The sequence below is a fragment of the Geomicrobium sp. JCM 19055 genome (assembly GCF_000698185.1).
Lineage (GTDB): Bacteria > Bacillota > Bacilli > Bacillales > Marinococcaceae > Geomicrobium_A > Geomicrobium_A sediminis.
Window position 1 is genome coordinate 50,886 of record NZ_BAXL01000004.1, and the last position, 24,753, is coordinate 75,638.

The following is a 24,753-nucleotide window of genomic DNA, read 5'->3' on the forward strand; positions in this document are numbered from 1 at the left end:
ATCAGCTTTACCCGAGCCTTTCCAAATCCAAGCAAAAAGCTGCCCACTACATGATTGAACACCCAGAACAGGTTGCATTATATCCTGCTCAGAAAATTGGTCTCTCGCTAATACGAGCGAGACGACCATCATTCGTCTTTGCCAAGATTTAGGATATAACGGCTATAAACCACTACAAGAAGCGTTGCAAGCGCAAATGATTACCGATGAATCTGAAAGCTCAAATGACTTGCTCGGTCGTTTCGAAATGAAAACGAACACGCTCAAACATGAACAAGATTTAATCGAGTATGAGAAATACAACGCTCTTTTTGACTTGAAAGAGACATTTGAAACCGTCTCACAGCAAACGCTCCACCGTTTCGTTTCAGCGATTACTTCTGCTGAAGAGATTGTTGTCATCGGCTTAAGAACCTCATTTTCTGCTGCACACTGGCTAACGTATTCATTAAATGCGTTAAAAGGAAATGCAACCCTCTACCGAAGCGGCATTGATGAGAACATTCATCTACTTAATCGAACCTCCGAGAAAACTGTTCTCATTGCTTTTTCTTTTTCAAGATACACAAAAGAAACACTCACGTTTACTCGCGCTGCCAAATCTCGCGGTGCCACTGTCTTAGCAATTATCGATGAACACCGGGCACCGATTCACGAAATTGCGGATTGCTCAATGATCGCTGGTAAACAAGATTCAATCGTTCCTTCAAAACGCATGATTTCACTCTTTGCCATCATTCATTTGTTATTATCTGCCCTTTCGGTCAATGACTATGAAAGCGTTGCAAAACATTTAAATGACTATGAAAAAGCAAATCTTAGCGTATCACCGTTCATTTGAACGTGTTAGGAGATTTTTATGGATGAACAAACGAAGCACCTCAACCTTATAAACATCTATCATGATTTACACGAACTTGCTGAAATTAGCGGAGAAGAGTATCAAACTACCCGCTATTTAACGAATCTCCTTGAACAATTAGGCCTTCATGTACACCATTTTAAAACGACCACGGGTCTGTATGTTGAAGTTGGACACGGCAAGCGCGTCATTGCACTGCGCGCTGATATTGATGCTGTTGACCAACAAGTAAACGGTGAATGGAAAGCGAATCACTCTTGTGGCCATGACGCTCACATGACCATCGCTTTAGGTGTTATTTCAAACCTTTTAAACGAGCAGAGTACATTACTTGAAGACCATACGTATCGCTTTATTTTTCAACCTGCAGAAGAAACCGGCTTAGGCGCAATGTCTCTATGTAACGAAGGGGTTATTGATGACGTCTCGATGCTGTTTGGAATGCATCTTCGTCCGATTCAAGAGCTATCGTCAGGACAATACTCACCTGCCATCCAGCACGGCGCCTCTCGTTTTATTACTGGAACAATTACTGGTGACGATGCTCACGGTGCAAGGCCACATTTGAATGTAAATAGCATTCAAGTTGGGATGGATTTTGTAGCCAAGCTTAATGCCATGACACTAGATCCGATGGCTACTTATTCTGCGAAAATGACAGCTTTCCACGCAGGTGGAAAAAGTCCGAACATCATTCCAGGGAATGCTCAATTCAGTTTAGACCTTCGTGCAGATGAAAATGACACGATGGAGCTTATGACAGCGAACATTATGAATATCAAGGACACACTTCGCTCTTATTACGGTGCGGAAATTGAATTAACGATTGGTGACGACACACCGGGTGCAGTGATTGACGAAACAGCTGAAGCAATTCTATCCAAAGCGATTGTCGAATGTGTTGGAGAACAAAACCTTAAACCACGTCTCCATACACCCGGAAGTGATGATTTTCATAACTACACAATCTATCATCTGCGCTTAAAGCCACCATGCTCGGTATTGGATGTAACTTAGAACCTGGGCTTCATCACCCTGCCATGCATTTTGATCTTGATCAGTTAAGTCCAGCGGTTCGGATTTTGTCTCATGCAATGCAGATTTCTACGTAAAAAGTTCGACTGGAAGTTCCAGTCGAACTTTTTATTCGATTTCTCCAAAGGCTGCTTCTAATTGCATAAGTCCGTGTCCATACTCATGATGCTCCCCAAGCGGCATAGCAGTATCAATCATCATTTGTCTAAGTTCCGATGCACTTGCATGAGGGTTTTTCTCACGTAACAATGCAGCAAACCCGGCCACTTTCGGTGATGCCATCGACGTCCCACTTAATGTTTGATAACCGTCAGTGCCATATGTGCTATACACTTGGTCACCCGGAGCCATAATCGTTAATTCGGGACCTACGCTTGAAAACGGAGCGCGTCCATTTGACTGGTTTGTTGCTCCTACAGCAACAACTGAATCATACGCCGCTGGATAACTAACCGTACTGCCCCCTGTTTGACTTGCACCTGTATTACCCGCTGCTGCTACGACGACAATATCTGCTTCTTCTGCTGCATGAATTGCGTCAGACATGACTGTAGAACCTGTTGAAGAACCGAGACTTAGGTTCATCACATCCATGTCATTTTCAATCGCCCAATAAATCCCCTGGATGATGCTATTTAAGCTACCAGATCCATTGCCAGCTAATACTTTTACTGCATAAAGATTCGCTTCAGGTGCAACGCCAACAACTCCAAAATCGTTATCCAACGCTGCAATCGTACCGGCAACGTGCGTGCCGTGACCGTTGGAATCGACAAACGGATCTTCATACACGAAGCTTTCACCACCAACGACATTCAAATCAGGATGTTCGGCTTGAATCCCTGTATCCAATACCGCAACATCAATTCCTTCTCCTGTAAATCCATTGGAATAATATGCTGGAGCACCAATATGTTCAATCCCCCAAGGAACCTGTTGTTGCTCTACATTGACGACTTGGTCTCTTTCTATATAGTCAATCTGCTCAGAACGTTCGAGCTCAGCAACTTCTTCATCAGTCATTGAAGCGTATAAGACCTTTAACTCGTCATACTCATATTCAACGTCTAATTCAAAAGAGGTTTCAATCTCCTCACGTTCGAACCAAGATGAATCTTTAACCCCAATAAAGTAACCTTCTGTTTCTTCTGCGTGAACGACATCTGTCGAAAAAGCAAACAAACACGCGAAGCCACAAGCTGTTACCCCGTTTACTCCCCTTTTCCCCATGTCTAGTTCCCCTTTTTAAGTAATTTTCGTTACTATGCGTATTGTACAAATCGAACGAAGGGGCATCTATACAAAAAAATATGTCAATCTAGTTGACGTTTTCTATCTATGGTAGTTTTATGAATTTTTTTCTTTAGTTGTATTTACTATCACTTAACGAGAATCAAGCGCGCCCGCTTATTTTTAGCACCTTTACCAAACCTGTATAAATTCTCCTTTCATGGTAACGATAACTTTGAACCGTTGTTATGCAGAGGAGATTGAACATGAACATTGGCAGATTACAACCTATTCATATTTATATTTTAATTATTATTGCCACTGGCTTTATGGTGCATGTTCTCCTCATGCCTAGCCTTTTGAATTCCGCTGGTCGAGATGCTTGGCTTAGCGTGATAACTAGCCTTTTTACACTGCTGATTATCATTACGCTTATCGCACTGATGATTCGCAAATTAAATGGCAAAGACCTCGCTACGTTTCTTAAAGATCACTACCCTGCACCTGTGGCATGGACGATCTTAACTTGTTTTATGATCATTTTCTTTGCCGAATCACTGATTTCATTAAAGTTCTCAGTGGATTGGGCAAAGTCTAATTACGCAGCTGAAGCTCCTGAATTGTTTATCGCGTTCGGTTTTATTTTGATTTGTTTTTATGCTGCATATAGAGGGTCATTTGTTCTCGGATTAATCGCTGTCATTCTTTTCCCGATTATATGTTCATTTGGCATTCTTGTTGGTGTTGGAAATTTAAAAAGTAAAAACTACGATCTTCTGCTTCCAATACTAGAGAACGGGTTCACTCCAATGTTTGAAGGAGTATTGTACACAAACTCTGGCTTTCTAGAAATGATCTATATTCTATTCCTGCTCAGTTACACGAAGAAAAAAAATTAACGTTCAAAGGCATGTTATTATCTGGATTTGTTATTTTCATTCTCATCCTTGGTCCACTTACAGGATCACTCGCTGCTTTTGGTATTGCTGAATCACTAAAACTAAACACACCTGCCTATGAACAATGGCGGCTCCTTGCACTTGGTCGATACATAACCCGACTCGATTCCCTATCGATCTTTCAATGGTTTAGTGCTTACTCGTACGAGTTTCGCTTTTCACAATCTTACTCAACCAACTACTCCCATTTAAAAAGAAGAAGATTTCCTTAGTCTTGATTTACATTATGCTGTTCATTCTTATCATCATGCCTTTTTCACATCGAACATTTATCGATCTCATGCACAACGTTTACTTCCCCTTTACGTTTTATTTTCTAAGCAGTGCGTTGATTCTGCTCTCAATTCTCGTGACGATCAAAAAAGGAGGCGACACCCATCAGAAAAGCCAAAGACGTACCCGCACAAATTAATGCTGTATTTACATCGACTGATGACGTGATCATCTCCAAACACGAGCTGCCGGATGATGCAACGTATACACTCGTGTATTGTGAAGGGTTAATTGACACGAATCTTCTATATCAATCTCTTTTACCCAATTTGAGCCATGTTGTTGGGCAACCAAAGCGACAAAAAGGAGCCGCATTAGACCGTTACTTCGAGCCAGTCCCAATTTCTCTTCTAGAAAACTATATGGACACTGTCGAAAAGCACGTTTTTTTAGGGTCGGTCGTTGTGTATATTCATGAAAGTCACTTCCTTTATAGCATCTCAATTCCAAAGATCATGAATCGTAACGTCGAAGAATCAAACATGGAAGTATCCATTCGTGGTCCAAGAGATGGTTTTATCGAAAGCGCAACCGATAACGTCTCCTTAATCCGAAAACGACTCAAAACGAGCGCATTAAAAGTTAAAACTTACTCTATTGGTCGCAGAAGTCACACTCAGGTGAAGTTGCTTTATATGGATGACGTCATTGAACCAAAACTTCTGACTGAAATAGACAAACGTTTAAAGAGCATTGACATCTCAATCGTTGCAAGTAGCTATCAAATTGAAGAACTGCTTTATGACAATACTTATTCACTTGTACCTTTAGTCGAGTACAGTGGCCGGCCTGACTTTGTCGTGGATGCTCTTAACGAAGGGCGCTTTGCGGTCATTATTGATGGAAACCCAAGTGCATTAATTGGACCAACAAACTTCTCACTGCTCATTCGTTCTGCTGAAGATACACAATCAAGTTTCTTCTATGTAAATGCAGAGCGACTCATTCGAATCACTGCGTTAATTACGAGTATCCTTTTACCAGGATTTTGGTTAGCGATTACGTCCTATCAAATTGATCAAATCCCCTTCCCACTCGTGGCCACCGTCGCCCAATCACGGGTAGGTCTACCTTTATCTTCGCCGCTCGAGATCTTTCTCATGCTCCTCTTCTTTGAGTTGTTCAAAGAAGCTGGGATTCGCTTACCTAAACCCGTTGGTCAAACCGTTGCCGTACTCGGTGGTCTAATCGTCGGTGATGCTGCTATTCGAGCAGGCCTTACATCACCAGCAACACTCGTCGTTGGAGCAATCACACTCATTTCAACCTACACACTTACTGATCAAAGTCTTGCTGGGAACATTCTAATTATCCGCTTTTTCATCGTCGGACTTGCCGCGCTCCTCGGTCTTTATGGCTTCTTTATCGGGGTATTTCTGTTACTCATTTATATCGCATCATTAACGAGCTTTGGCTTCCCATTTGTGAGTCCTTTAAACCGCATGAAAAACATCAATGATAGTGTGTTTCGCCTGCCTGTGAAAAAGGATCGCAACCGAAGCGTGGCCTATTATCCAACAGACCCGAAGAAATAAGGTGGATAACGATGAAAGGAATACAGATTCTACTTATAATGATTTTGGTAAGCCTGTTATCTGGATGTTGGGGAATCAAAGAAATTCAACACCAAACATACATTACAGCGATCGGAATCGATTATGAAGACGACCTCTATCAGTTATACTTCCAATCATTAAGTTATAGCTCTGTTGCAAAAGTCGAGGGCGGTGGCGCTGACACTACTGAGTCGCGCATTATCGTCGGTTCAGCGAGCGGTAGTACAATTGAACAAGCATTAGGTCGGATTGAACAAGTTGCTCAACTGCCCGTTAGCTACTCACACATTAATACGATTTACGTCTCCCCAACGATTCTAGAAGAACAACAAATGAAAATTGTTAAAGACTTTTTGGGGCGATGGCCTTTTCTTCGCTATGACACGTGGTTGTTTGCCGTCGATGACCCGATTGATGAGATTATGTTAAAAAACGACTTTTTTTAGTCGTGCACCGGTCTATTCATTTACGTATGACCCCGCAGAGTTGTTACGAGAGAATTCATTTATTCCTGTGTTAAGCTATCAAACGCTCGTCCAACATTATGATGAACCGTTCGGTTCAATATTGATTCCTGCGTTAACGATTAAAAACAACGCATGGAAAGATGAAAATGCTGATGAGCCAATCCTTAATGTTAATGGTGGCTACTTTATTGAACAACAAGAATTAAGAGGGTTCCTAGAATTAGATGAGTTAAAAGGTATGGACTGGTTTAACAAGAAAACCGAGAAGCTTCACGTCACATTGCCTGAAGACCTTGTCTCTGCGCAGCTTCTTCACCCAAAACTACATATACATGTTTTAACTGAAGAAAACGAGCCGCGTTTTCAAGTCGAAATGAGTGTGAAAGCCACCTTATTGAGCAACGTGAATCAACTCAGTGAAAAAGAATTGATAAGGAAACTTGAAGAACGTCTCGTGCAAGACATTACAGACACATTTATTCACGGCGTTGACCTTAATGTAGACATTTATAAACTCAATGAGAAAGCGTTCCGTTTCCATCCAAGAACATGGACGTATGAGCAATTAGAAAACCTTGATGAGAATTTTCTAGATCATGTTGACATTACCGTTGAAATACTTGATGAAGGGAATTACCAATAAAATAAAAAACTGAGCCATCACTCCTGCGATGGCTCAGTTTTATGATTCAAGCAATGTTACAGAGACGCTGACGTCAAGGTTCTGATTACCGCCACGGTAAACACCTTGTACTGGACTTACATCCCCGTAATCTCGGCCGACCCCAACTCTTATGTGATTCTCCAAGGCCTCAACGTTATTCGTCGGGTCTAGGCTAATCCACCCGATTCCTGGTGCCATAAATTCAACCCAAGCATGGCTCGCAGCATCACCGACTAATGCTGAGTCCTCTCCAACATACAAATAGCCACTCACATACCGGGCAGGAATTCCTTGTGCCCGCAAAACACCGATCATGGCGTGCGCAATATCTTGGCATACACCACTTTTTAACTCGATTGCTTCTCTTGCAGTTGTGTTCACATTCGTGGAGTTTGAATCATACGTAAAATGTGCATATAAATAGTTCATGAGCGATTTTGCAAATTGGACCGGATTCTGAATGTCACCAATTTCATTTTTCACGTTGGTCACTTGATGAGGTTCTAAATACGTATAGTTCGTCTGACTTAAGAATGGTAAATATTGATCTCGAAACAATTGTGAACTAAAGATGTCTTGCATCGCTTTTGAATATGTTAGTTGATCGACAAATGGGCTTCGTTGGATACTAACGACACTTGTTGTCTTCACTTCTAGATGGGTGTGAGGCTCAGCGATGTAGAAGCTCTCCACCGTATTTCCCCAAATATCCGTATAGTGAGATGTTAATGAATGTGGTGTGATTTCAGTATGATATACGAGCAACCGTTGACACTCATCCGTTTTTGGCTCTAATCGAATGCTATTCATACTTTGGTCAACAGGCGTCTCGTAGTCAAAACGATTGATATGAATGATCTCGTATTTCACTACGCTATTCTCCCTTGCTGTCGATTTAACCCTTACACTTTTAACGGTGTGTAGTAAGGTTGTATGTCTTGAAATGCTTGATCTAAGTCAACGTCCTCAAACGACAGCTGCATCACTCTTTCGATGATGATATTGATTTCTTGTACGAGAAGCTGCGTGTATGACGAACCTTGATCCCCTTCTAACTTTACGATGGCGTCCGTTGCCCGTTTTAAGCAATATTGAATTGAACCGGGGAAATTCGGCTCCGAGATCATGAAATGTAAAACATAACTCGGTTCAATTGAAGCGTTTCTATGTTGCAAAAACGCCTCACTCCCATTAATCATCTGTAAAGCAAGTCGCATGAAATACCGCGATGAGCTAGAATCTTCTTCTACTTTTTCACTGATTGCTTGTAGCATGCGTTGCGTGTATTCAGCACGCTCCACCCATTTACCAATCTTCATCATTTGGTAAGGCATTCCTCGCATCGTCGTAGACTCAATGACACCTTGCGCAGAGAGTGACGTCATTTTTACTCGTTGCAATAAGCGTTGCATCTGATAATCACTGTAGTCATCAAACTTCGCAAATTCAACGTCTAAGAAGAACACATTAATGATTTGCCATAAATCATCGTTAATATGATCACGGACACTTCTTGCATTCTCCCTCGCAACTCGTACACAGTTCATCACAGAATTAGGATTTTCCTTTGCGAATAACAAATACGACAAAACCTGATGCAGAGCAATTGTTCCTCTAGCCTTCAACCGATCGGCTTCTTCCTTTGATGCAGCCACATTTACAGCCGTATGCAACTCTTCTTGTACGAGCAAATCTTCTTCCTGGGATTCTAACACTTGTAGAACTTGAACAGACAATAAGCTTGCGGTCTTCTCCGAGCGCTCCAAATTCCTCGACATCCAATACAAAGCATCTGCTACTCGAATCAACATTATACTCTTACTCCCTTTTTAAGCACCCACGTATCTTTACCACCGCCACCTTGTGAAGAATTGACGACGAGAGAACCTTTCTTAAGAGCGACTCTAGACAACCCGCCTGGAATGACTCGGACTTTCTTTCCACTCATTGCATACACACGTAAATCAACATGGCACGGATAAAACTGATTATCTTGAAATGCAGGTGCCCGTGATAACTTGATTGTCGGCTGAGCGATGTATTGCTCTGGGTTTTCAATAATCTTCTCTCGAAATAAATTCAATTTCTCCCGGGTAGAATGAGGACCAATCAACATGTCATAGCCACCTGATGACCCGACATTTTTAATGACGAGCTGATCGAGTCGTTCTAACACCCACTTGCGCATAGAAGGTTTACGGAGTGAATACGTATCAACATTCTTCAAAATCGGTTCTTCGTTCAAGTAGTAGCGGATAATGTCTGGAACAAAAGCGTAAAGCGCTTTGTCATCAGCCACACCATTTCCCATTGCATTTACAATCGCAACATTCCCAGCACTCGCTGCACGATAAAGCCCTTTTACACCGAGTAAAGAGTCTGACCGGAACTGCTCTGGATCTAAGTAGTCATCATCAATTCGCCGATAAATAACATCGACTTGTCGCAGGCCATGAATCGTTCTCATGTACACAGATTCACCTTTAACAACGAGGTCACTACCTTCTACAAGCTGAATACCCATTTGTTGAGCTAAGAAGACATGGTCATAGTAAGCTGAATTGAATACACCTGGGGTCAGCAGGACTGCAACGGCGCTTTTCTTCCGTGAACTATAATCCATCAACGTCTGTCTTAAGGGGTCTAATTGCTGCTCAATCTTATACAGCGTATGTTCCTTAAAGAATTCTGGATAAACGTGACGCATCACGAAGCGGTTTTGGTACATATAGGAAAGTCCTGATGGATTACGTAAATTATCTTCGAGAACGCGGTACTCTCCACGATCGTCACGAATAAGATCAATACCAGCTAAAAAGATATGATTCGTTAACGGAAAAGGAAACCCTTTTAAATGCTCAATGTAATAAGGGTTATCTTTAATTAGGTATTCAGGAATAATCCCTTCCTTAATGATTCGCTCTTCACCATAAATGTCTTCTAAAAATGCGTTCAGACCTTTAATTCTTTGTTCAATGCCCCGTTCAATTTCGACCCAATCTTCACTCGAAATAATAATGGGAATAAAATCAAATGGCATCGTTCGTTCAGTACTAAGGTTATCTTGGTAAAGCGTAAATGTGATCCCTTGGCGCAAAAACGAGGCTTGCGCTTGTTCGTGTTTTAACTTTAGTTCTTCACGGTCAAAGGAACGAATGGTATTATGAAGCGTTCGATAATGAGGTTTCACCTTACCTTCTGAAGTAAACATTTCATCGAAATACGTTTCTGTTTGATAAGGTTTTAATTGTTCCACCGTATATTGTTCACTCCCTTAACGTACAAGTTACATTATGATTCCCTTTTTTTGGATAATCGAAACAATGATTCCGATAGTTTCTTATTATTTGAAATATCTTATTGTTTACCCGAACTCTTTTTCGGGTAAAGCATGGTGAATATCTCTGTTGAATGGGGTTGGATTGTGGATGGAAATTGCCTCTTCTCTTCTTATAGCTATTGCATATGGTACAATCCTATGGTCAATCTACCAAATATTATTCAAAGACGATGATACTGTAACTGAAGGTCTAGTCGGCATGTATTATATGATTTTACCTATATTTGTTGGGCTCCCAGCATTTTTGTTAGTCAGTCAGTTCTTGCATACGGTTACATTTCCTTTAACGATTGCTATCGTACTTTTACCGTTTCTTTCTATTCTTTCTACAATTATCATGATTTTATTCGTATACCGTCATCATTTCACATCATAAATGCATAATTCCCGTACCTTTTTGACAATCTATACGTCAAGGAGGGGATGAATCATGGGTCACAAAAGCAACAAAAATCATAAGCACGATCACCAATTCCGTGAAACGAGCAACCATGGCGAACATCGCAACGGTCGCCTCAGTCAGTTTAAGAATTCAACCTCAGGTGAGGACGATCACTATAATCAATACGTCAGCAGTAAAGACAACGATTAACAACGGACAAAAGCCCTCACACGCATGATGAGGCTCTTGTCCGTTGTTAATGTAAAGAGGCAAACCTTTGAGCAAACTGCTCTAATTGTTTCTTTAAATGCCATTGATCATTTGCAAGCATACGAATATGGATTCCACGGTCTTCTAAACGAGTGACCCCTGCTTTGCAATTACTTAACCTCATAAGCTCATCATGAAGCTCCTGAACATCAATCGAAGAGGCTTTTTCCGAAAAGAACCAGATTGAACCGACATACCGATACTCTCCAAGCACGCCAAAGCACTGAATCGCTTCTTTCTCTGGTTGAAACCGAAAGGCATCAAGCGCTAGCAAACGTCCGTCTAGGTAAACCTCCATACGTTGTTCAAGTTCATAATAACGAAAGCTCTCCCCTCGATGTTCTCGACCCGGTGCAATAAGATCTGCCCAAATTAACGAGGAATTCGAATGTAATTGTACGACGGTTTTCGTTTTGAATCTCGACTGTTCAAATGGAATCACTGCTTCAGGAAGATAGGTAACCGATGCCTCTTCACCTACGGTAATATGAAGTTCTTGTACACATGGCTGTTCATTGTGTGAAGGGTAGATCTTAGTAGCAGACTGGGGAATTAGTGTTACATTCGCTTTTTCTTTTGCATTTATGCGAAACGTATTGCAATCACCAGCAACCATTCCCCCGGATGATTCCATTAAGTACACATAAGCATGTCCAGGGTTCTCCTCATCAAGACGCAATACGCGACTGACTTTTAATGGTGGTTGCTGGAACGCATGGATCATCTTCGTTTTGTCTCGATGATAAGCAAATGAAGCTTCTAATACACCGTCATGCTTTGGTCTTTGCATATTCCATCCCTTCAAACAACAAATCCTTTTGGATCCACTCAATTATCTCCTCGACACCTGTCCCGCTTTTCACATCAGCGAATACATATGGGCGTCCATCTCTCGCTAATTTGGTATCGCTCTTCATGACCTGTAAGTCTACCCCTACGTGAGGTGCGAGTGTCGTTTTATTCACGACTAAAAGATCTGATCTTGTCACCCCAGGACCGCCCTTACGAGGAATATCGCCACCTTGGGCGACATCGATCACATAAATGAAAGCATCAACAAGTTCTGGACTAAATGTAGCGGATAAATTGTCCCCACCACTCTCTAAAAACAGAATCTCCAAATCTTCAAAGCGATCACAAAGCGTATCAATCGCTTCAAAATTCATGGACGCATCCTCTCGAATAGCTGTATGGGGGCACCCTCCCGTTTCAACACCTAGAATACGATCCTTCGGCAATACCCCGTTTTTCGTTAGAAACTGGGCATCCTCTGTTGTATAAATATCATTCGTAATGACGGCGACAGAATATTTCTCATGCATCTGACGTGTTAATTGTTCAATCATCGCAGTCTTTCCTGACCCTACTGGACCAGCTACACCAACTCTAACCGTTGCCATCGTTGTCTCCTCCTTATGAAATAAATAATCTAGATCGTAAAAACTGATGGTTCATCGATGAAATATCAATGAGTAATGCATTGTTAGCAATGTCATCAATCGACTGATTTTGAACCCTTGTTGTAAGCTCATAAATTAGCGGAAACATCGCGTGAACCGTACGAACACCCGCTTGCTGCCCAAGAGGAATCGCTCTCACTGCATTTGTGATGAGACTATTCATCGATGAATACAAAAACGTAGAAATAGCAACATCAATAGAGACCCCTAAAAGGCTCGTATACATCCCAAACACGACCGGATAATGACCGTCAATTTGCTTTTGCTTTAATCGCTCTCTAAACGCTACGAATTGGGCGTCATCATGCAATGGAGTAACCGTTTTAATGAATTGCCTTCCCATCATTGCAGATCCTTTTCTAGCTTCTTCTGTTATTTTGAAAGCATGACAGCGACGATCAAGCTCTATGAGTTGCTCCAACTCGCTTTTAGAAGCTCGTTGATAGGCTTCTTGCACAAATAATGCGTCTCCTGTTGCAACACTGTTCGTTAAATAACTCGACAAATACTCCACAAGCTCATGTTCATTCGTAATTGCTTCGTCTTGTATGAACGTCTCCATTCCAAAAGAGTGTGTATACCCGCCAATCGGAAAGGCAGAGTCAAGGATATGGAGCAATTGCAACATTTGCCCATTAGTGGTGGTGGCTTCTGTATTTGAATGGGGCATTAAATCGTTGTGATTCTTGCTCATACTGCACCCCTATCTCATCAAATAATCGTTCGAGTGTAGCATCGTACCGAACCGTTATCCGATCTTCTTCGACCAAGCACGGTGTATGACGATTGCCTAATTCAAATGAAGCTTTACCCATTTCTTGCATCGATTTAGGATATACGACAAACACAGGCTCCATTTTCGTACGTAGAACAATTTGCACGTCATGATCTTCATACAAAACATCCCCGACATGTAAATGCTGTGCATCCTCTAGCTTAATTGCTATCTCTCTTCCTTGATCTGTCGTTCTGCGCATTCTCCGTTTGTTTAACTCTTCCCACTCAACTTCAAGCCATTCTTTCATCTCTTTTTCTGGGTGTCCGTTCTGAATATTTCCAAGTACTTCAGTAATAATCATGTTCGATCCTCCACTATCAAAATAAAAAGTATCGTTGTGCTAGTCCGACTTTTTCAACCGGCTCACACGTCATAAGCTCACCATTCACTCGTACCTCATACGTTTCAGGGTTAATCGTAATCTCTGGCGTTGCGTCATTTAACTTCATCGATTTCTTCGAAATACTGCGGCAACCTTTCACAGCTACAACACGCTTTTTCAGTTGTAGGCGTTCAGGTACCCCAAGATCAACAGCACTTTTTGACATAAACGTTATACTCGTTTGCTCTTTCGCTTTCCCATAGTTCCCAAACATCGGTCTCATATAGACCGGTTGAGGTGTCGGATGGACGCATTTGGATCACCCATTTGGCGTATGCAATCATTCCGCCTTTTATAATTTGTTCTGGTTTTACGCCGAAGAACGCTGGTTCCCAAAGCACCAGATCAGCTAACTTACCTACTTCTATAGAACCTACCTCATGACTAATTCCATGTGTAATTGCAGGATTAATCGTATACTTGGCGATATAACGCTTTACTCTCGTGTTATCATTGCCACTACCTTCGTCTTCAACGAGTGAACCACGTTGAAGCTTCATTTTATCTGCCGTTTGCCACGTTCGGATTAACACTTCGCCGACTCTGCCCATCGCTTGAGAATCTGACGAAATAATGCTTAAAATGCCTAAATCATGAAAGATATCTTCAGCTGCAATTGTTTCTGGGCGAATGCGAGAATCCGCGAATGCAACATCTTCAGGAACATTGCCATCTAGATGATGACAAACCATTAACATATCAAGGTGCTCGTCGATTGTATTTACGGTGAATGGTCGAGTTGGATTTGTAGATGATGGCAACACGTGGTCAAGACCGGCTATTTTCATAATGTCAGGAGCATGCCCTCCGCCTGCACCTTCTGTATGGTACGTATGAATAACACGACCATCAATTGCAGCAATTGTGTCCTCGACAAATCCAGCTTCGTTTAGCGTATCCGTATGAATAGCAACTTGAATATCCATTTCGTCAGCGACTGTAAGGCAATGGTCAATTGTGGCTGGCGTTGTTCCCCAATCTTCGTGTAACTTCAAGCCAATGACGCCAGCATCAATCTGTTCTTCCAACGGTGCGTGACCAGAAGCATTGCCTTTCCCTAAAAACCCTAAATTCATTGGGAAATCTTCTGCAGCCCGTAACATTTGATGAATGTTCCATTCCCCTGGAGTAACTGTTGTGGCATTTGTTCCCGTTGCAGGTCCTGTACCTCCACCAATCATCGTTGTTGTGCCTGATGCAATGGCCGCTTCAATTTGTTGAGGACTTATAAAGTGAATGTGTGCATCAATCGCTCCTGCTGTGACGATTTTGCCTTCGGCAGCAATAACTTCCGTAGCAGCACCAACAACCATATTGTCCGTCACACCAGTCATTACGTCAGGGTTTCCTGCCTTGCCGATTCCGACAATTCGTCCATCCTTTACACCGATGTCCGCTTTTACGATGCCACTATAATCAATGATTAAAGCGTTCGTAAAAACTAAATCCAATACGCCATCTTCTCTCGTTCTCGTACTATTCTGTCCCATCCCATCGCGAATGACCTTGCCGCCACCAAACTTAATTTCATCACCATAATGTGTATAATCATGCTCAACCTCAACCCAAAGGTCCGTATCCGCAAGGCGCAGCTGATCACCGGTTGTTGGTCCAAACATACTACTATAGGCTTTACGAGACATCTTCATGAATGATCACCTTCCGCAATGAACTGACGCTCTTTTGCACGCCTCACGAATTCTGTTACGTCGCTACTTCCCGCCGTTAAATCGTTGAACCCATGAACAACTCCAGATCCGCCAAACATGACGAGATCTACCTCCCGTTCTTCACCTGGTTCAAATCGTACAGCGGTCCCTGAAGCAATATTAAGACGCATGCCAAACACCAATTCTCGATCAAATGTAAGCATCCGATTCACTTCCGAAAAATGATAGTGGGAACCTACTTGAATCGGACGATCACCCTCGTTTCTTACTCGAATCGTTACTGTCTTACGATTTACATTGCATTCAATGTCTTCCTGACGAAGACGATATTCACCTGGTATCATCGACATTCTCCTTATTGAATGGGCTCGTGGACTGTGACGAGTTTCACACCGTCTGGGAATGTTGCCTCGACTTGTACGTTTTCAATCATTTCTGGAATTCCTTCCATTACATCTTCAGCCGTTAAGACATGTTTCCCTTCTGACATTAACTGTGCAACGGTTTTCCCATCTCTTGCTCCTTCAAGAATAAAGTTGCTAATCAGTGCAATTGACTCTGGGTAATTCAGTTTCACTCCACGCTCTTTACGCTTTAATGCCAGCTCACCTGCTACAAATAACAGCAGTTTATCTTGGTCGACTGGAGACAATTTCACTTCGATCACCCTTTATGTAAAATAAAAACATTCTAATTTGTTGATTTCTTCATCGTATCTTTCTGACGAAACTTTCTCAATATTTTTGTAAGATAATCTAACAATAGCAAACAAATGATAGATTGAGCAATAAATAGTAAGTTTTCAGTTATCTCGTTTCTATTTGTGATAGTATTCTAACTAAGTATTGAAAGGGAGGAAGAACATGACAACATTACAAGACGTATTTCCGAAGATCGTTGAGTGGAGAAGACATTTACATATGCACCCTGAACTCTCCTTTGAAGAGGTTGCGACACCTGAATACATCGCAGAAAAACTTGAATCACTTGGTCTCGAAGTTACGACACACGTTGGTGGTCGCGGCGTTGTAGCTAAGTTACAAGGTAAACATAATGGACCAACGATCGCGTTTCGTGCCGATTTCGACGCTTTACCGATTGAGGAAGAAAACGATACAGAATATGTTTCTAAAAACCCTGGCGTGATGCACGCTTGTGGTCACGACGGACACACCGCTGCATTACTAGGTGCAGCGACCATCTTAACAGAGTCCAAAGACCAACTAAGTGGCACGATCGTCTTCATCTTCCAACATGCAGAAGAGCTTCCACCTGGTGGAGCAAAAGAGATGATTGCTGATGGATGTTTAGACGGTGTGGACTACATTTTTGGAGCCCACGTACAATCTGGTCTTTCACTCGGGCAAGTGAATGTTCGTCAAGGTCCTTCAATGGCTGCTGTGGACCGTTTTAAGATCCGGATTCAAGGTAAAGGCGGGCATGGCGCTATGCCACATACGACTGTCGATTCAATCGTTGCGGGATCAAAGCTCGTACTTGATTTACAACAAATTGTAGCAAGAAGAATCGACCCGATGGACAACGCCGTTGTAACCGTTGGAGTATTCGAAGCAGGCAAGGCATTTAATGTTATCGCGGACTCGTCAACGATTCAGGGAACGGTGCGCACGTTTAAGCCTGAAACGAGAAAACAGATTGAAGAAGACATTCGTGGAATTGTACGAGGGCTTGAAGCAAGCAACCATGTCACGTGCGACATTGACTATTTAAATGGATACCCTGCTCTCGTAAATCACGCAGAAGAAACCGCACTTGTCGGTTCCCTCATCCAAGAGACATTTGGAGAAGACGCGTGGATTCAAGGTGAACCAGTCCTTGGTGGTGAAGATTTTGCGTATTATTTAGAAGAGAAGCCAGGTTGTTTCTTTCACGTCGGCAGTCAAACCGAAGAAGAATGGACAACATTCCCTCACCATCATCCACGATTTGACTTCGACGAACGTGCGCTACTAAACATCGGAGAACTATTCTTAAAGATTGCTCATCACTATGTAGTCGCTAAGTAGCTGGTCGTAAACTGTTCAACCGTCGTTTTATAGGGGGCTCCGCCTTGAGCAAGTTGCTTTTGGCCCCCTCCTTTTCCACCAATCGTAGCTAAAAAAATCTTTCAGACATTCATTCATATCTAGATCTACGTCGTTTCCTCTTGCGAACACACACTGTACCTTTTCGTGGGGTATGACAGTGAACAAGCGTACCGTAAGTGTAGGTTGCTCTTGAGTTGCTAGCTTCGCAAGAAGCTGCAAGTCCTTAATTGACCTATTTTCATATACCCGTTCAATAACCGAATGCGTCCCATCCACCCACTCGCGAACTTCATAGTGATGCAGTTGCTCGTGTGCTTGCTCAAGCTGATTAGACCGGTCTTCATTTACTCGGCGTAACTCTGTGAATTGTTCTTCCATTTTCTTAGTTTCTATATTCCAACGTTGGACGGCTCTTAGACCGCATACGAAGTGCAATCGTACGCTTTTTCGAACCTTTTCGGTTTTTAGTAGCTTGATGATGCCCACTTCACTTGTTGTAAGAGGATGCGTTCCTCCACATCCGTTATAGTCGTACTCAGGAACGATGACAAGCCGAATCTGTTCGTCTACCGTTGGCGCTTTACGTAATGGATAATGGTGCAATTGATCGTTTGTTACAAAGCGGGTTTCAACGTCCAGATTTTCAAAAACGATAGAGTTCACAACGCGTTCGACATGGACCATCTCTTCGTTTTGAAGCGAAGGAATATCAAGATCGATCGTGACCGTTTCTTTACCTAAGTGAAATCCGATCGTTTTATAGCCATACACATCGTCAAACGTTGCACTGAGAAGGTGTTGCCCTAGATGTTGCTGCATGTGATCAAACCTTCGGTGCCAATCGATGACACCTGTCACTGTAGCACGTTCTATCGGCTCCTTGATGTAATGACGAATCTCCCCATCAACTTCTTGAGTGTCATACACTCCAACGCCAGCCAAATGCCCGGTATCACCAGGCTGTCCGCCTCCTTCTGGATAAAATGCGGTTTGATCCAGTACAATGTAGTCACTCGTCGTTTTAATCACATTCGCTTCAAATTCTTTCAAGTAAGCATCATCATAATAAAGTTTGTGTGTCATCATAATCCCCTTTTCTACTAATTATTGGAGGTTTTTCAATGAGTTTTTCAAAGCGTATTCGACAGACTGCTGATTCAATTTGGCAAGCAAGTCATCAACATCCATTCGTTCAAGGCATTGGCGATGGTTCTCTAGATCTTGAATCGTTTAAGTATTACATGAAGCAAGATTATGTCTACTTGATTGATTATAGTAAAGTGATGGCTAAAGCAGTCGTACTTGCACCAGACTTAAAAACGATGACTCTATTCTCACATGCGTTACATGAAACGTTAGCCATTGAAATGGACTTGCATAGAGCCTACGCCAAGCGATTAGGAATTAGCGAGGAAGAATTAGAAAGCACAACTGCGGGTCCAATTACAATTGCTTATAGCGGTGCAATGCTCGCTGAAGCAGAAAAAGGATCACTTGCTGAATTAATCGTAGCCATTTTACCATGCGCTTGGAGTTATTACGAGATTGGCACAGCGCTCGCCAAAATCCCAGGTAGTACAGAGCACGAATTTTACGGGGAATGGGTTCAGATGTATAGCTCAGAGCAATTTGGCGAAATTGCTACACACCTTATAAACCTTCTCGATGAACTGACACAATACAAGTCTGAGAAAGAACTGGACAAACTTGAACAAATCTTCTTAAACACGAGTCGATATGAATATCTATTTTGGGATATGTCTTACAAACAAGAAGGTTGGCCAATTTAACTAAAAAGACTCCCACCAAAGCAACCTTTGGTGGGAATCTTACCATTTACGACGAAAGTTTTTGTTTTACTAATTGAGCTAATGGCTCATCTTCAGACAGAGCACTTACGTTCAAAAATGCCTCATAAGCGCCATGCTCTTCAATTAACGCTCGTAATTGTTCGCTTTCAGGATCATCGTCTGCATAGAACTCAAGCGCGTTCACAATCGCTTGTACGAGATGCTCTGGATTCCCTTTACGAGCAAAAGCTTTCGCAGGCTTTACGAGTCGATCATTAGGGCCAAGTTTGCGAATCGGTCCACGTCCAACACGAGCAACCGTATCTTGCAAATACGGGTTTTTGTAACGTTCTACAATCCGTTCAGCATATTTTCTATGCTCGTCTTCATCGAACCCATAATCTTCAACGAGTATGGTTGACGTTTCACGAAGCGCACCGCGGACATGTTCTTCAATATCGTGATCGAGCATCGCATCAACAATTCTCATTTTCCCTTGCTTCATTCCAGCGTATGCTGCTGCTGCATGACCTGTATTTACCGTAAAGAGCTTGCGCTCTAAATAAGGATCAAGTTCGTCAACGAGCTTCGCTTCCCCAAGGGTCAGATCGCCTACCAACATCGGCGCTTCTACAACCCACTCGAAAAACGGCTCAACAGTAACTGCTAGAACATCCTCCGAGGGAACACTCGGTACGATTCGGTCAACTGCAGCATCTGCAAAGCCAATCCAATCTGGAACTTCCGTTGCATGTTCAAGTACATAAGACTTCAACGTGCTCGTCGCACGAATTGCATTTTCACACGCTATAATATTTAACGGAGTCGCTGTGATTCGCTTCTCAATACCCTTTGCAATGACTGGAGCGATGCGTGGTAAAATGTTCGGTCCAACCGCAGTTGTGACGAGATCTGCATTCGTTATCGCAGCAATAACCTCATCTTCTTCCGTCAGGCTATTCAAACCGTCAACACCATTAACCTGAAAACTTGATTGCTCTTCTGATGCAATGGTTACGGTATACCCTCTTCTAGACTTAAGAGCGTTAATAACCTCTTCATTCACATCTACGAACGTAACTGTGTAGCCTGCTTGTTGCAAAAGCGCACCAATAAATCCTCGGCCAATATTCCCTGCTCCAAAATGCACGGCATTCATTTACGCATTTACCTCCGAGAAGAAGTTCAGAACATCTTCTGCAGATTTAGATTGTAGAAGTGCATGGACGTTCTCTTCTTCAGAACAAGCAATCGCAATCTTAGATAAGATCTCTAAGTGTTCGCCGTCTTTCCCAGCAATTCCGATAACAACTTGTACATCATTTCCATCCCACTGAACTTTTTCGTCAAGGAGTAGAATGCTAAGTCCAGACTCAATTACTTCATCTCTTGCATCTTCTGTTCCGTGTGGAATTGCAAGCAAGTTGCCCATATACGTAGATGTCAACGCCTCACGAGCATGCATCTTCTCAAGGTAGTCTTGTTTCACATACCCTTCTTGTACAAGCACTTCTCCTGCACGGTCAATGGCTTCATCTCTTGATACAACCTCTACGTTTAGTTGGATATTCCCAGCTTTTAAAATCATAAATTTAATCTCCTTCACGAATAAAATTAATGAGATACTGCTTTGCTTTTTCTTCTAATAAAGCAAGTAGCTCGTCTCGTTTCCCTTCACTAAAGACCTTTACATCTTGCTCTGAACCAATAAATAACGTACTCACGTAACTTAAAAAGGACAAATGATGAGGTGTAATCTCCTTTGGAGCTGCGTAAACAACGATTCGCTCCACCCACTCATGGCCATCCACCATCGACGGTAGTGATCTAGCTTCCTCTAAATCAATGACATTGAAAAAGGGGTCACGAATCGCATCATCACGTCCGTGATACAAGGCGATATCCGTGTTCGGAATGGCGAGGCCACCCACTCGTTCCCGATCTTTAAGCATCATCACAACTGCATCAATGTGATTAACATAACCAAGCCGGTGCATCTCTTTCACGCTCTCTTCAATTCCTTGCCACATGTCACGATGGGAGAAAAACCGAATCGAATCGAGTAATCGTTCCATCATCGTGCTTAACGAAGAGATATGTTGAAATGCGACCTTCGCCCCGACGGATTGATCATGAGTTTTTGAGGGATTCTTTGTTGGCAAGCCACGAATGTACTGTCGGATTTCTTTCACTTCCTGTTCCGTTAATACCGGACTTACATGAAAGACTGGATCCATATCATCAATATTCACCGTTGAGATAATCACATCGTAATTGGCTTTTTCCTTACTCAGTTCTAACAATGAAGCATTTTTAATTGTTGAGATTTCAGGAATTTCTTGCTCAATTCGACTCGCTAACATTTTTGCAGAACCGATGCCACTAGGGCAAATAACTAGAGCAGACACGTGGTGGCTACGCTTTCTCCTCTCAAGAACCGAACCAAAATGCAAACACAAATAACCAATCTCTTCGTCCGGTAACTGTAATGGCTCAAAAGCAACCTGTGCTTGTCCACGCACGATGTTGAACAACGTTTCATAATCATTTTGTAATCGTTGAAGCAATGGATTTGAAATGTGCATTCCTTGACGAATTCGATAAAGCGCAGGCTTTAAATGGGCGAGTAAGTCCTGAACAAGTGTTGGACCATAAATCGAAGTATTTAGCTCTTTTTCAACACCATAAATGAGTGTCTTAATTCGACCGATTAACTCCGCATTCTGTTCTTCAAATGGCAAGCTTTGACTCCCACTAATTCGAGCTCCTCGCAAGTGCATAGCAAGGTACCCTACTTCTTCATCTGGAATGCGAATGTTCATTTGTTTCTCTAACGCTCGGGCAAGCATCGAAGCCACTTCAAACTCTTCCATTTTGCGCAATGCTTCTAACTGATCGGCATCCATCATTATGATTTCTCCAAGTTCTAACCGCTTCACAGCAAGCGTCGTATGAACAACTAGAGCAATTAACGATTGATCAGCTATATGCGGAAACAATGCAGGCTTCTCTGTTTGAATGACATGGGAGACTTCTTTGACCCGTTCGACATCAACGATATGAAGTAGTCGTTCAGCAATTTGATTGTGAACCTTCTCTTCATAAAGCACCTCATACAATTCACTTTCATTGAAGTGAATTGAAATGATGCCACTAAGTGCTCGTCGTTTACGTTCTTCAGCACCTTGAATCTCAATGCCGTATCCCCTTTTCCTAACCACTTGTAGACCATATGTTTCGAGCCATTGTGACGCCTTATCTAAGTCTGAGCTGATTGTAGCAGCTGTCACACGTAACTCTGATGCAAGTGTAAAAAGCTTTACTGGCTCACGCTCTTGTAAGAGCCGAACAAGTAGCACCTGCTGCCGCTCATCACTCGTGTAATCACGATGGGTATCCGTTTTTACATACTGAGATAATACGTGTGTGTCGCCTCGAAGTTGGACGGTTTGGTCAGATAAACGTTCAAGGTTGACATTAATCTTTGCGAGCTCTTTTTCTATCCCTTTTAAGTCTCTTTGAATCGTACGTAAACTAACAGAAGTAGCCTCAGCAAGTGAGGCTTGAGTCAACGGTGAAGACGCTGCTAAAAGCAGTGTCACTACCTGTCTTTCTCTTGCGGTAAGTTGCATTTGGCTACCTCCTTTATTAGTTTTTCAGACGTTCAACGAGTTCCGTGTATCTCGGACTGTTTAAGAAGTTATCAACCGAGATATGCTCAGCATTTGGCTGTTGCTCTTTTGCTCTTGTCGTTAAGTCTTTATGCGTAATCACAAGATCCGCATCACTCGGAATATTGCTAATGGATGTGTTTGACACATGGATCTCTGTTAATCCTGCTTTTTTTGAACTTATCTTTTAGGATTGAGGCACCCATTGCACTTGAACCCATTCCAGCGTCACACGCAAAAATGACTTTGTTAATTTCTTTGTCATCCACCGCGTCACTCTCTTGAACAACCTCGTCTTCGTTGCCTTGTAACTTATCTATAATCTCTTTATAGCGAGGGCTGTTCATGAAATTATCGACGGATACGTGTATCGCATTCGGATGCTGTTCCTTCGCTCGTGTCGTCAAATCTTTGTGCGTAATGACAAGATCTGCGTGTTCAGGAATGTTACTAATGGATGTGTTGCTCACATCTACACCTTCAATTCCTGCTTTTTTTAACGCGGTCTTTCATAATGGATGCGCCCATCGCACTTGAGCCCATGCCCGCATCACAAGCAAAAATGATCGTAGAAACTTGGCTGAATTGATTTGCCTTTGGCTCTGCTTGAGTTGCTTCATTGTTTTTGCCAGATTTCATAGCCGCTACTTTCGCTTGAGCCTCTTCAATGTTTTCCACTTCACCTTTACGATCAAACTTCAAGATTGGGGCTGCAATCGCGAAGGTAACAGCAGCTGCAACGAGTACAGAAATAATTGCACCGAGGTGACTTCCGCTAGCCGCAAACGCCAGGATCATAATAATACTTCCTGGTGCTGGCACACTTGTTAACCCAACATCCAATAACTGCACCATAAACACACCACTCATACCACCTGCAATGACCGCAACAATAAGAAGTGGTTTCATGAGGACGTATGGGAAGTAAATTTCGTGAATACCACCGAAGAAGTGAATGACACCCGCACCGTAAGAGGAGGCTTTCGCTGCACCTTTTCCAAAAATCATAAAGGCTAGCAAAATACCAATACCTGGTCCAGGGTTTGCCTCAAGCATGAATAGCATCGACTGTCCATACTCATACACTTGGCTAGTCGCAAGTGGACTAATAATTCCATGGTTAATCGCATTATTTAAGAAAAGAATCTTGCTGGCTCGATAAAGAGAGAGACAAGTGGTAATGCACCGATTGAAATCATCGCATCAACACCCGCACCGAGCGCCACTGTGAACCCTTGTACAACAGGACCGACCGCAAGCGAACCAATGATCGCGAGTAATGCACCGATAATACCGGCGGAGAAGTTGTTAATCAACATCTCAAAGCCTGGACGCACTTTACCGTCCATAACTTGGTCAAACTTCTTAATCACATAACCCCCGAGAGGTCCCATGATCATTGCTCCGATAAACATCGGTATATCTGCCGCTACAATAACACCCATTGCGGCTGTTGCACCAACTACACCACCTCGGAAATCGTGGATCATTCGCCCACCAGCAAACGCAATAAGTAACGGTAGTAAGTAGAACACCATTGGATCTACGAAAGCTTCTAACATGCCAATTTCAGTCGGTACGGCAATTGCGGTTAGGATACCCCAAGCAATAAATGCCCCGATGTTCGGCATAATCATACTACTTAAATGACTACCAAACCGTTGAATACGTGCACGGATACTTTTTTTTCTCAGACACGTACGGTTCCCCCTTTGCTATGTTGTTCATTTTATTAATTCAAGTGTAGCGTGCCCTAACGCGTGCAACAATAAAAGGAAAATGCAATCTTGTCGCCAACGCCACGACAAGATTGTATTTGTTGAAAGCGTATACATGAAATTTATATTGACAAAATCACACGCCCAGTCATATAGTTAGTTACATAACCAACTAACCAATTAACTAAGTCGTTTACG

At 42.5% G+C, this 24,753-nt stretch carries 27 protein-coding genes and 2 pseudogenes; 11 read left to right on the forward strand and 18 right to left on the reverse strand.

Annotation, left to right across the window (positions count from 1 at the left end):
* The first annotated feature begins 184 nt into the window (after positions 1-184).
* Both JCM19055_RS04805 and JCM19055_RS04810 read left to right on the forward strand, forming a co-directional pair.
* Positions 185-841 carry a MurR/RpiR family transcriptional regulator gene (locus tag JCM19055_RS04805; RefSeq protein ID WP_042358793.1) on the forward strand — a complete coding sequence of 219 codons (657 nt, stop codon included), beginning with the start codon at positions 185-187 and terminating at the stop codon, positions 839-841.
* 18 nt (positions 842-859) lie between these two features.
* A complete protein-coding gene (locus JCM19055_RS04810) occupies positions 860-1,879 on the forward strand; it encodes an amidohydrolase (RefSeq protein WP_265181818.1) in 1,020 nt (339 codons plus the stop codon).
* A 126-nt stretch (positions 1,880-2,005) separates the two neighbouring features.
* Here JCM19055_RS04810 and JCM19055_RS04815 read toward each other — a convergent pair whose 3' ends face one another.
* Entirely contained in the window at positions 2,006-3,127 is a 1,122-nt protein-coding gene (locus tag JCM19055_RS04815) for a S8 family peptidase (RefSeq protein ID WP_042358795.1), read from the reverse strand.
* 266 nt (positions 3,128-3,393) lie between these two features.
* On the opposite strand from JCM19055_RS04815, the gene JCM19055_RS04820 reads away from it, so the two are divergent.
* The 5 genes from JCM19055_RS04820 (at position 3,394) to JCM19055_RS04835 (ending at position 7,025) form a co-directional block, all read left to right on the forward strand.
* Positions 3,394-4,026, forward strand: coding sequence for a GerAB/ArcD/ProY family transporter (locus tag JCM19055_RS04820; RefSeq protein WP_042358797.1), 633 nt, complete (start codon positions 3,394-3,396; stop codon positions 4,024-4,026).
* An 11-nt stretch (positions 4,027-4,037) separates the two neighbouring features.
* Complete coding sequence (locus tag JCM19055_RS28545) at positions 4,038-4,298, forward strand: hypothetical protein (protein WP_265181819.1); 261 nt, start codon at positions 4,038-4,040, stop codon at positions 4,296-4,298.
* A 195-nt stretch (positions 4,299-4,493) separates the two neighbouring features.
* Positions 4,494-5,894, forward strand: a complete 1,401-nt coding sequence (locus JCM19055_RS04825) for a spore germination protein (RefSeq protein WP_042358798.1) — start codon at positions 4,494-4,496, stop codon at positions 5,892-5,894.
* Positions 5,895-5,905: 11 nt separating this feature from the next.
* Positions 5,906-6,361, forward strand: coding sequence for a hypothetical protein (locus JCM19055_RS04830; RefSeq protein WP_042358799.1), 456 nt, complete (start codon positions 5,906-5,908; stop codon positions 6,359-6,361).
* A 40-nt stretch (positions 6,362-6,401) separates the two neighbouring features.
* The gene (locus JCM19055_RS04835; RefSeq protein WP_081833444.1) at positions 6,402-7,025 is read left to right on the forward strand and encodes a Ger(x)C family spore germination C-terminal domain-containing protein; all 624 of its coding nucleotides are present in this window, start codon (positions 6,402-6,404) and stop codon (positions 7,023-7,025) included.
* A gap of 39 nt (positions 7,026-7,064) precedes the next feature.
* On the opposite strand, the gene JCM19055_RS04840 is transcribed toward JCM19055_RS04835, so the two are convergent.
* Genes JCM19055_RS04840 through JCM19055_RS04850 form a run of 3 tightly spaced genes read right to left on the reverse strand, consistent with a single transcriptional unit; the run spans position 7,065 to position 10,257 of the window.
* A complete protein-coding gene (locus JCM19055_RS04840) occupies positions 7,065-7,916 on the reverse strand; it encodes a transglutaminase family protein (protein ID WP_042358801.1) in 852 nt (283 codons plus the stop codon).
* Positions 7,917-7,948: 32 nt separating this feature from the next.
* Positions 7,949-8,857, reverse strand: a complete 909-nt coding sequence (locus tag JCM19055_RS04845) for an alpha-E domain-containing protein (RefSeq protein ID WP_042358803.1) — start codon at positions 8,855-8,857, stop codon at positions 7,949-7,951.
* Positions 8,857-10,257, reverse strand: coding sequence for a circularly permuted type 2 ATP-grasp protein (locus JCM19055_RS04850; protein WP_042358891.1), 1,401 nt, complete (start codon positions 10,255-10,257; stop codon positions 8,857-8,859). Before JCM19055_RS04850 ends, JCM19055_RS04845 begins: the two co-directional genes overlap by 1 nt.
* A gap of 217 nt (positions 10,258-10,474) precedes the next feature.
* Here JCM19055_RS04850 and JCM19055_RS04855 point away from each other — a divergent pair, with 217 nt between their 5' ends.
* Both JCM19055_RS04855 and JCM19055_RS27070 read left to right on the forward strand, forming a co-directional pair.
* Positions 10,475-10,762, forward strand: coding sequence for a hypothetical protein (locus JCM19055_RS04855; RefSeq protein ID WP_042358804.1), 288 nt, complete (start codon positions 10,475-10,477; stop codon positions 10,760-10,762).
* Positions 10,763-10,816: 54 nt separating this feature from the next.
* Positions 10,817-10,978, forward strand: a complete 162-nt coding sequence (locus tag JCM19055_RS27070) for a hypothetical protein (protein ID WP_193745312.1) — start codon at positions 10,817-10,819, stop codon at positions 10,976-10,978.
* Between the two features lie 46 nt (positions 10,979-11,024).
* On the opposite strand, the gene JCM19055_RS04860 is transcribed toward JCM19055_RS27070, so the two are convergent.
* The 7 genes and pseudogenes from JCM19055_RS04860 to ureA all read right to left on the reverse strand — a co-directional run bounded on the left by JCM19055_RS04860 (position 11,025) and on the right by ureA (position 15,986).
* A complete protein-coding gene (locus tag JCM19055_RS04860) occupies positions 11,025-11,828 on the reverse strand; it encodes an urease accessory protein UreD (protein WP_042358805.1) in 804 nt (267 codons plus the stop codon).
* Positions 11,809-12,438 carry an urease accessory protein UreG gene (gene ureG, locus JCM19055_RS04865; RefSeq protein WP_042358806.1) on the reverse strand — a complete coding sequence of 210 codons (630 nt, stop codon included), beginning with the start codon at positions 12,436-12,438 and terminating at the stop codon, positions 11,809-11,811. Before ureG ends, JCM19055_RS04860 begins: the two co-directional genes overlap by 20 nt.
* 13 nt (positions 12,439-12,451) lie before the next feature.
* Positions 12,452-13,192 carry an urease accessory protein UreF gene (locus JCM19055_RS04870; RefSeq protein WP_081833446.1) on the reverse strand — a complete coding sequence of 247 codons (741 nt, stop codon included), beginning with the start codon at positions 13,190-13,192 and terminating at the stop codon, positions 12,452-12,454.
* Positions 13,134-13,577 carry an urease accessory protein UreE gene (locus JCM19055_RS04875; protein ID WP_042358808.1) on the reverse strand — a complete coding sequence of 148 codons (444 nt, stop codon included), beginning with the start codon at positions 13,575-13,577 and terminating at the stop codon, positions 13,134-13,136. The genes JCM19055_RS04870 and JCM19055_RS04875 overlap by 59 nt, the downstream gene beginning before the upstream one ends.
* A 16-nt stretch (positions 13,578-13,593) precedes the next feature.
* A pseudogene (ureC, locus tag JCM19055_RS04880) lies at positions 13,594-15,307 on the reverse strand (urease subunit alpha).
* A complete protein-coding gene (locus JCM19055_RS04885; RefSeq protein WP_042358809.1) occupies positions 15,304-15,672 on the reverse strand; it encodes an urease subunit beta in 369 nt (122 codons plus the stop codon). Before JCM19055_RS04885 ends, ureC begins: the two are co-directional and overlap by 4 nt.
* Positions 15,673-15,683: 11 nt before the next feature.
* Positions 15,684-15,986: an urease subunit gamma gene (gene ureA, locus JCM19055_RS04890; RefSeq protein WP_042358811.1), complete on the reverse strand. Its 303-nt coding sequence runs from the start codon at positions 15,984-15,986 to the stop codon at positions 15,684-15,686.
* 205 nt (positions 15,987-16,191) lie between these two features.
* Here ureA and JCM19055_RS04895 point away from each other — a divergent pair, with 205 nt between their 5' ends.
* The gene (locus tag JCM19055_RS04895) at positions 16,192-17,355 is read left to right on the forward strand and encodes a M20 family metallopeptidase (protein WP_042358812.1); all 1,164 of its coding nucleotides are present in this window, start codon (positions 16,192-16,194) and stop codon (positions 17,353-17,355) included.
* Positions 17,356-17,382: 27 nt separating this feature from the next.
* Here the strand turns inward: JCM19055_RS04895 and JCM19055_RS04900 are convergent, their stop codons facing one another.
* A complete protein-coding gene (locus JCM19055_RS04900) occupies positions 17,383-18,459 on the reverse strand; it encodes an alanyl-tRNA editing protein (protein WP_052365941.1) in 1,077 nt (358 codons plus the stop codon).
* Positions 18,460-18,497: 38 nt separating this feature from the next.
* Between JCM19055_RS04900 and tenA the strand changes: the two genes are divergently transcribed.
* Positions 18,498-19,166 (forward strand): thiaminase II, encoded by a 669-nt coding sequence (gene tenA, locus JCM19055_RS04905; protein ID WP_042358813.1) that lies wholly within the window; start codon positions 18,498-18,500, stop codon positions 19,164-19,166.
* A gap of 46 nt (positions 19,167-19,212) precedes the next feature.
* Here tenA and JCM19055_RS04910 read toward each other — a convergent pair whose 3' ends face one another.
* From JCM19055_RS04910 to JCM19055_RS31295, 6 genes and pseudogenes are all read right to left on the reverse strand, one after another.
* A complete protein-coding gene (locus JCM19055_RS04910; protein ID WP_042358814.1) occupies positions 19,213-20,325 on the reverse strand; it encodes a mannitol-1-phosphate 5-dehydrogenase in 1,113 nt (370 codons plus the stop codon).
* Positions 20,326-20,754 carry a PTS sugar transporter subunit IIA gene (locus JCM19055_RS04915; protein ID WP_042358815.1) on the reverse strand — a complete coding sequence of 143 codons (429 nt, stop codon included), beginning with the start codon at positions 20,752-20,754 and terminating at the stop codon, positions 20,326-20,328.
* A gap of 4 nt (positions 20,755-20,758) precedes the next feature.
* Positions 20,759-22,798: a BglG family transcription antiterminator gene (locus JCM19055_RS04920; RefSeq protein ID WP_042358816.1), complete on the reverse strand. Its 2,040-nt coding sequence runs from the start codon at positions 22,796-22,798 to the stop codon at positions 20,759-20,761.
* A 16-nt stretch (positions 22,799-22,814) separates the two neighbouring features.
* Positions 22,815-23,307, reverse strand: a pseudogene (locus JCM19055_RS31285) (hypothetical protein).
* Between the two features lie 10 nt (positions 23,308-23,317).
* Positions 23,318-23,923, reverse strand: a complete 606-nt coding sequence (locus JCM19055_RS31290; protein ID WP_370543004.1) for a PTS transporter subunit EIIC — start codon at positions 23,921-23,923, stop codon at positions 23,318-23,320.
* Positions 23,924-23,970: 47 nt separating this feature from the next.
* A complete protein-coding gene (locus tag JCM19055_RS31295; protein ID WP_193745314.1) occupies positions 23,971-24,468 on the reverse strand; it encodes a PTS mannitol transporter subunit IICB in 498 nt (165 codons plus the stop codon).
* Between the last annotated feature and the right edge of the window lie 285 nt (positions 24,469-24,753).

What these genes read in the sequence shown, in the direction of transcription:
- JCM19055_RS04810 (WP_265181818.1), top strand. Translation starts at nt 860, where the DNA reads ATGGATGAACAAACGAAGCACCTCAACCTTATAAACATCTATCATGAT.
- JCM19055_RS04815 (WP_042358795.1), bottom strand. Translation starts at nt 3,127, where the DNA reads ATGGGGAAAAGGGGAGTAAACGGGGTAACAGCTTGTGGCTTCGCGTGT.
- JCM19055_RS04820 (WP_042358797.1), top strand. Translation starts at nt 3,394, where the DNA reads ATGAACATTGGCAGATTACAACCTATTCATATTTATATTTTAATTATT.
- JCM19055_RS28545 (WP_265181819.1), top strand. Translation starts at nt 4,038, where the DNA reads ATGTTATTATCTGGATTTGTTATTTTCATTCTCATCCTTGGTCCACTT.
- JCM19055_RS04830 (WP_042358799.1), top strand. Translation starts at nt 5,906, where the DNA reads ATGAAAGGAATACAGATTCTACTTATAATGATTTTGGTAAGCCTGTTA.
- JCM19055_RS04845 (WP_042358803.1), bottom strand. Translation starts at nt 8,857, where the DNA reads ATGTTGATTCGAGTAGCAGATGCTTTGTATTGGATGTCGAGGAATTTG.
- JCM19055_RS04850 (WP_042358891.1), bottom strand. Translation starts at nt 10,257, where the DNA reads ATGTTTACTTCAGAAGGTAAGGTGAAACCTCATTATCGAACGCTTCAT.
- JCM19055_RS04855 (WP_042358804.1), top strand. Translation starts at nt 10,475, where the DNA reads ATGGAAATTGCCTCTTCTCTTCTTATAGCTATTGCATATGGTACAATC.
- JCM19055_RS27070 (WP_193745312.1), top strand. Translation starts at nt 10,817, where the DNA reads ATGGGTCACAAAAGCAACAAAAATCATAAGCACGATCACCAATTCCGT.
- JCM19055_RS04860 (WP_042358805.1), bottom strand. Translation starts at nt 11,828, where the DNA reads ATGCAAAGACCAAAGCATGACGGTGTATTAGAAGCTTCATTTGCTTAT.
- ureG (WP_042358806.1), bottom strand. Translation starts at nt 12,438, where the DNA reads ATGGCAACGGTTAGAGTTGGTGTAGCTGGTCCAGTAGGGTCAGGAAAG.
- JCM19055_RS04870 (WP_081833446.1), bottom strand. Translation starts at nt 13,192, where the DNA reads ATGAGCAAGAATCACAACGATTTAATGCCCCATTCAAATACAGAAGCC.
- JCM19055_RS04875 (WP_042358808.1), bottom strand. Translation starts at nt 13,577, where the DNA reads ATGATTATTACTGAAGTACTTGGAAATATTCAGAACGGACACCCAGAA.
- JCM19055_RS04885 (WP_042358809.1), bottom strand. Translation starts at nt 15,672, where the DNA reads ATGATACCAGGTGAATATCGTCTTCGTCAGGAAGACATTGAATGCAAT.
- JCM19055_RS04895 (WP_042358812.1), top strand. Translation starts at nt 16,192, where the DNA reads ATGACAACATTACAAGACGTATTTCCGAAGATCGTTGAGTGGAGAAGA.
- JCM19055_RS04900 (WP_052365941.1), bottom strand. Translation starts at nt 18,459, where the DNA reads ATGACACACAAACTTTATTATGATGATGCTTACTTGAAAGAATTTGAA.
- tenA (WP_042358813.1), top strand. Translation starts at nt 18,498, where the DNA reads ATGAGTTTTTCAAAGCGTATTCGACAGACTGCTGATTCAATTTGGCAA.
- JCM19055_RS04910 (WP_042358814.1), bottom strand. Translation starts at nt 20,325, where the DNA reads ATGAATGCCGTGCATTTTGGAGCAGGGAATATTGGCCGAGGATTTATT.
- JCM19055_RS04915 (WP_042358815.1), bottom strand. Translation starts at nt 20,754, where the DNA reads ATGATTTTAAAAGCTGGGAATATCCAACTAAACGTAGAGGTTGTATCA.
- JCM19055_RS04920 (WP_042358816.1), bottom strand. Translation starts at nt 22,798, where the DNA reads ATGCAACTTACCGCAAGAGAAAGACAGGTAGTGACACTGCTTTTAGCA.
- JCM19055_RS31295 (WP_193745314.1), bottom strand. Translation starts at nt 24,468, where the DNA reads ATGCCGAACATCGGGGCATTTATTGCTTGGGGTATCCTAACCGCAATT.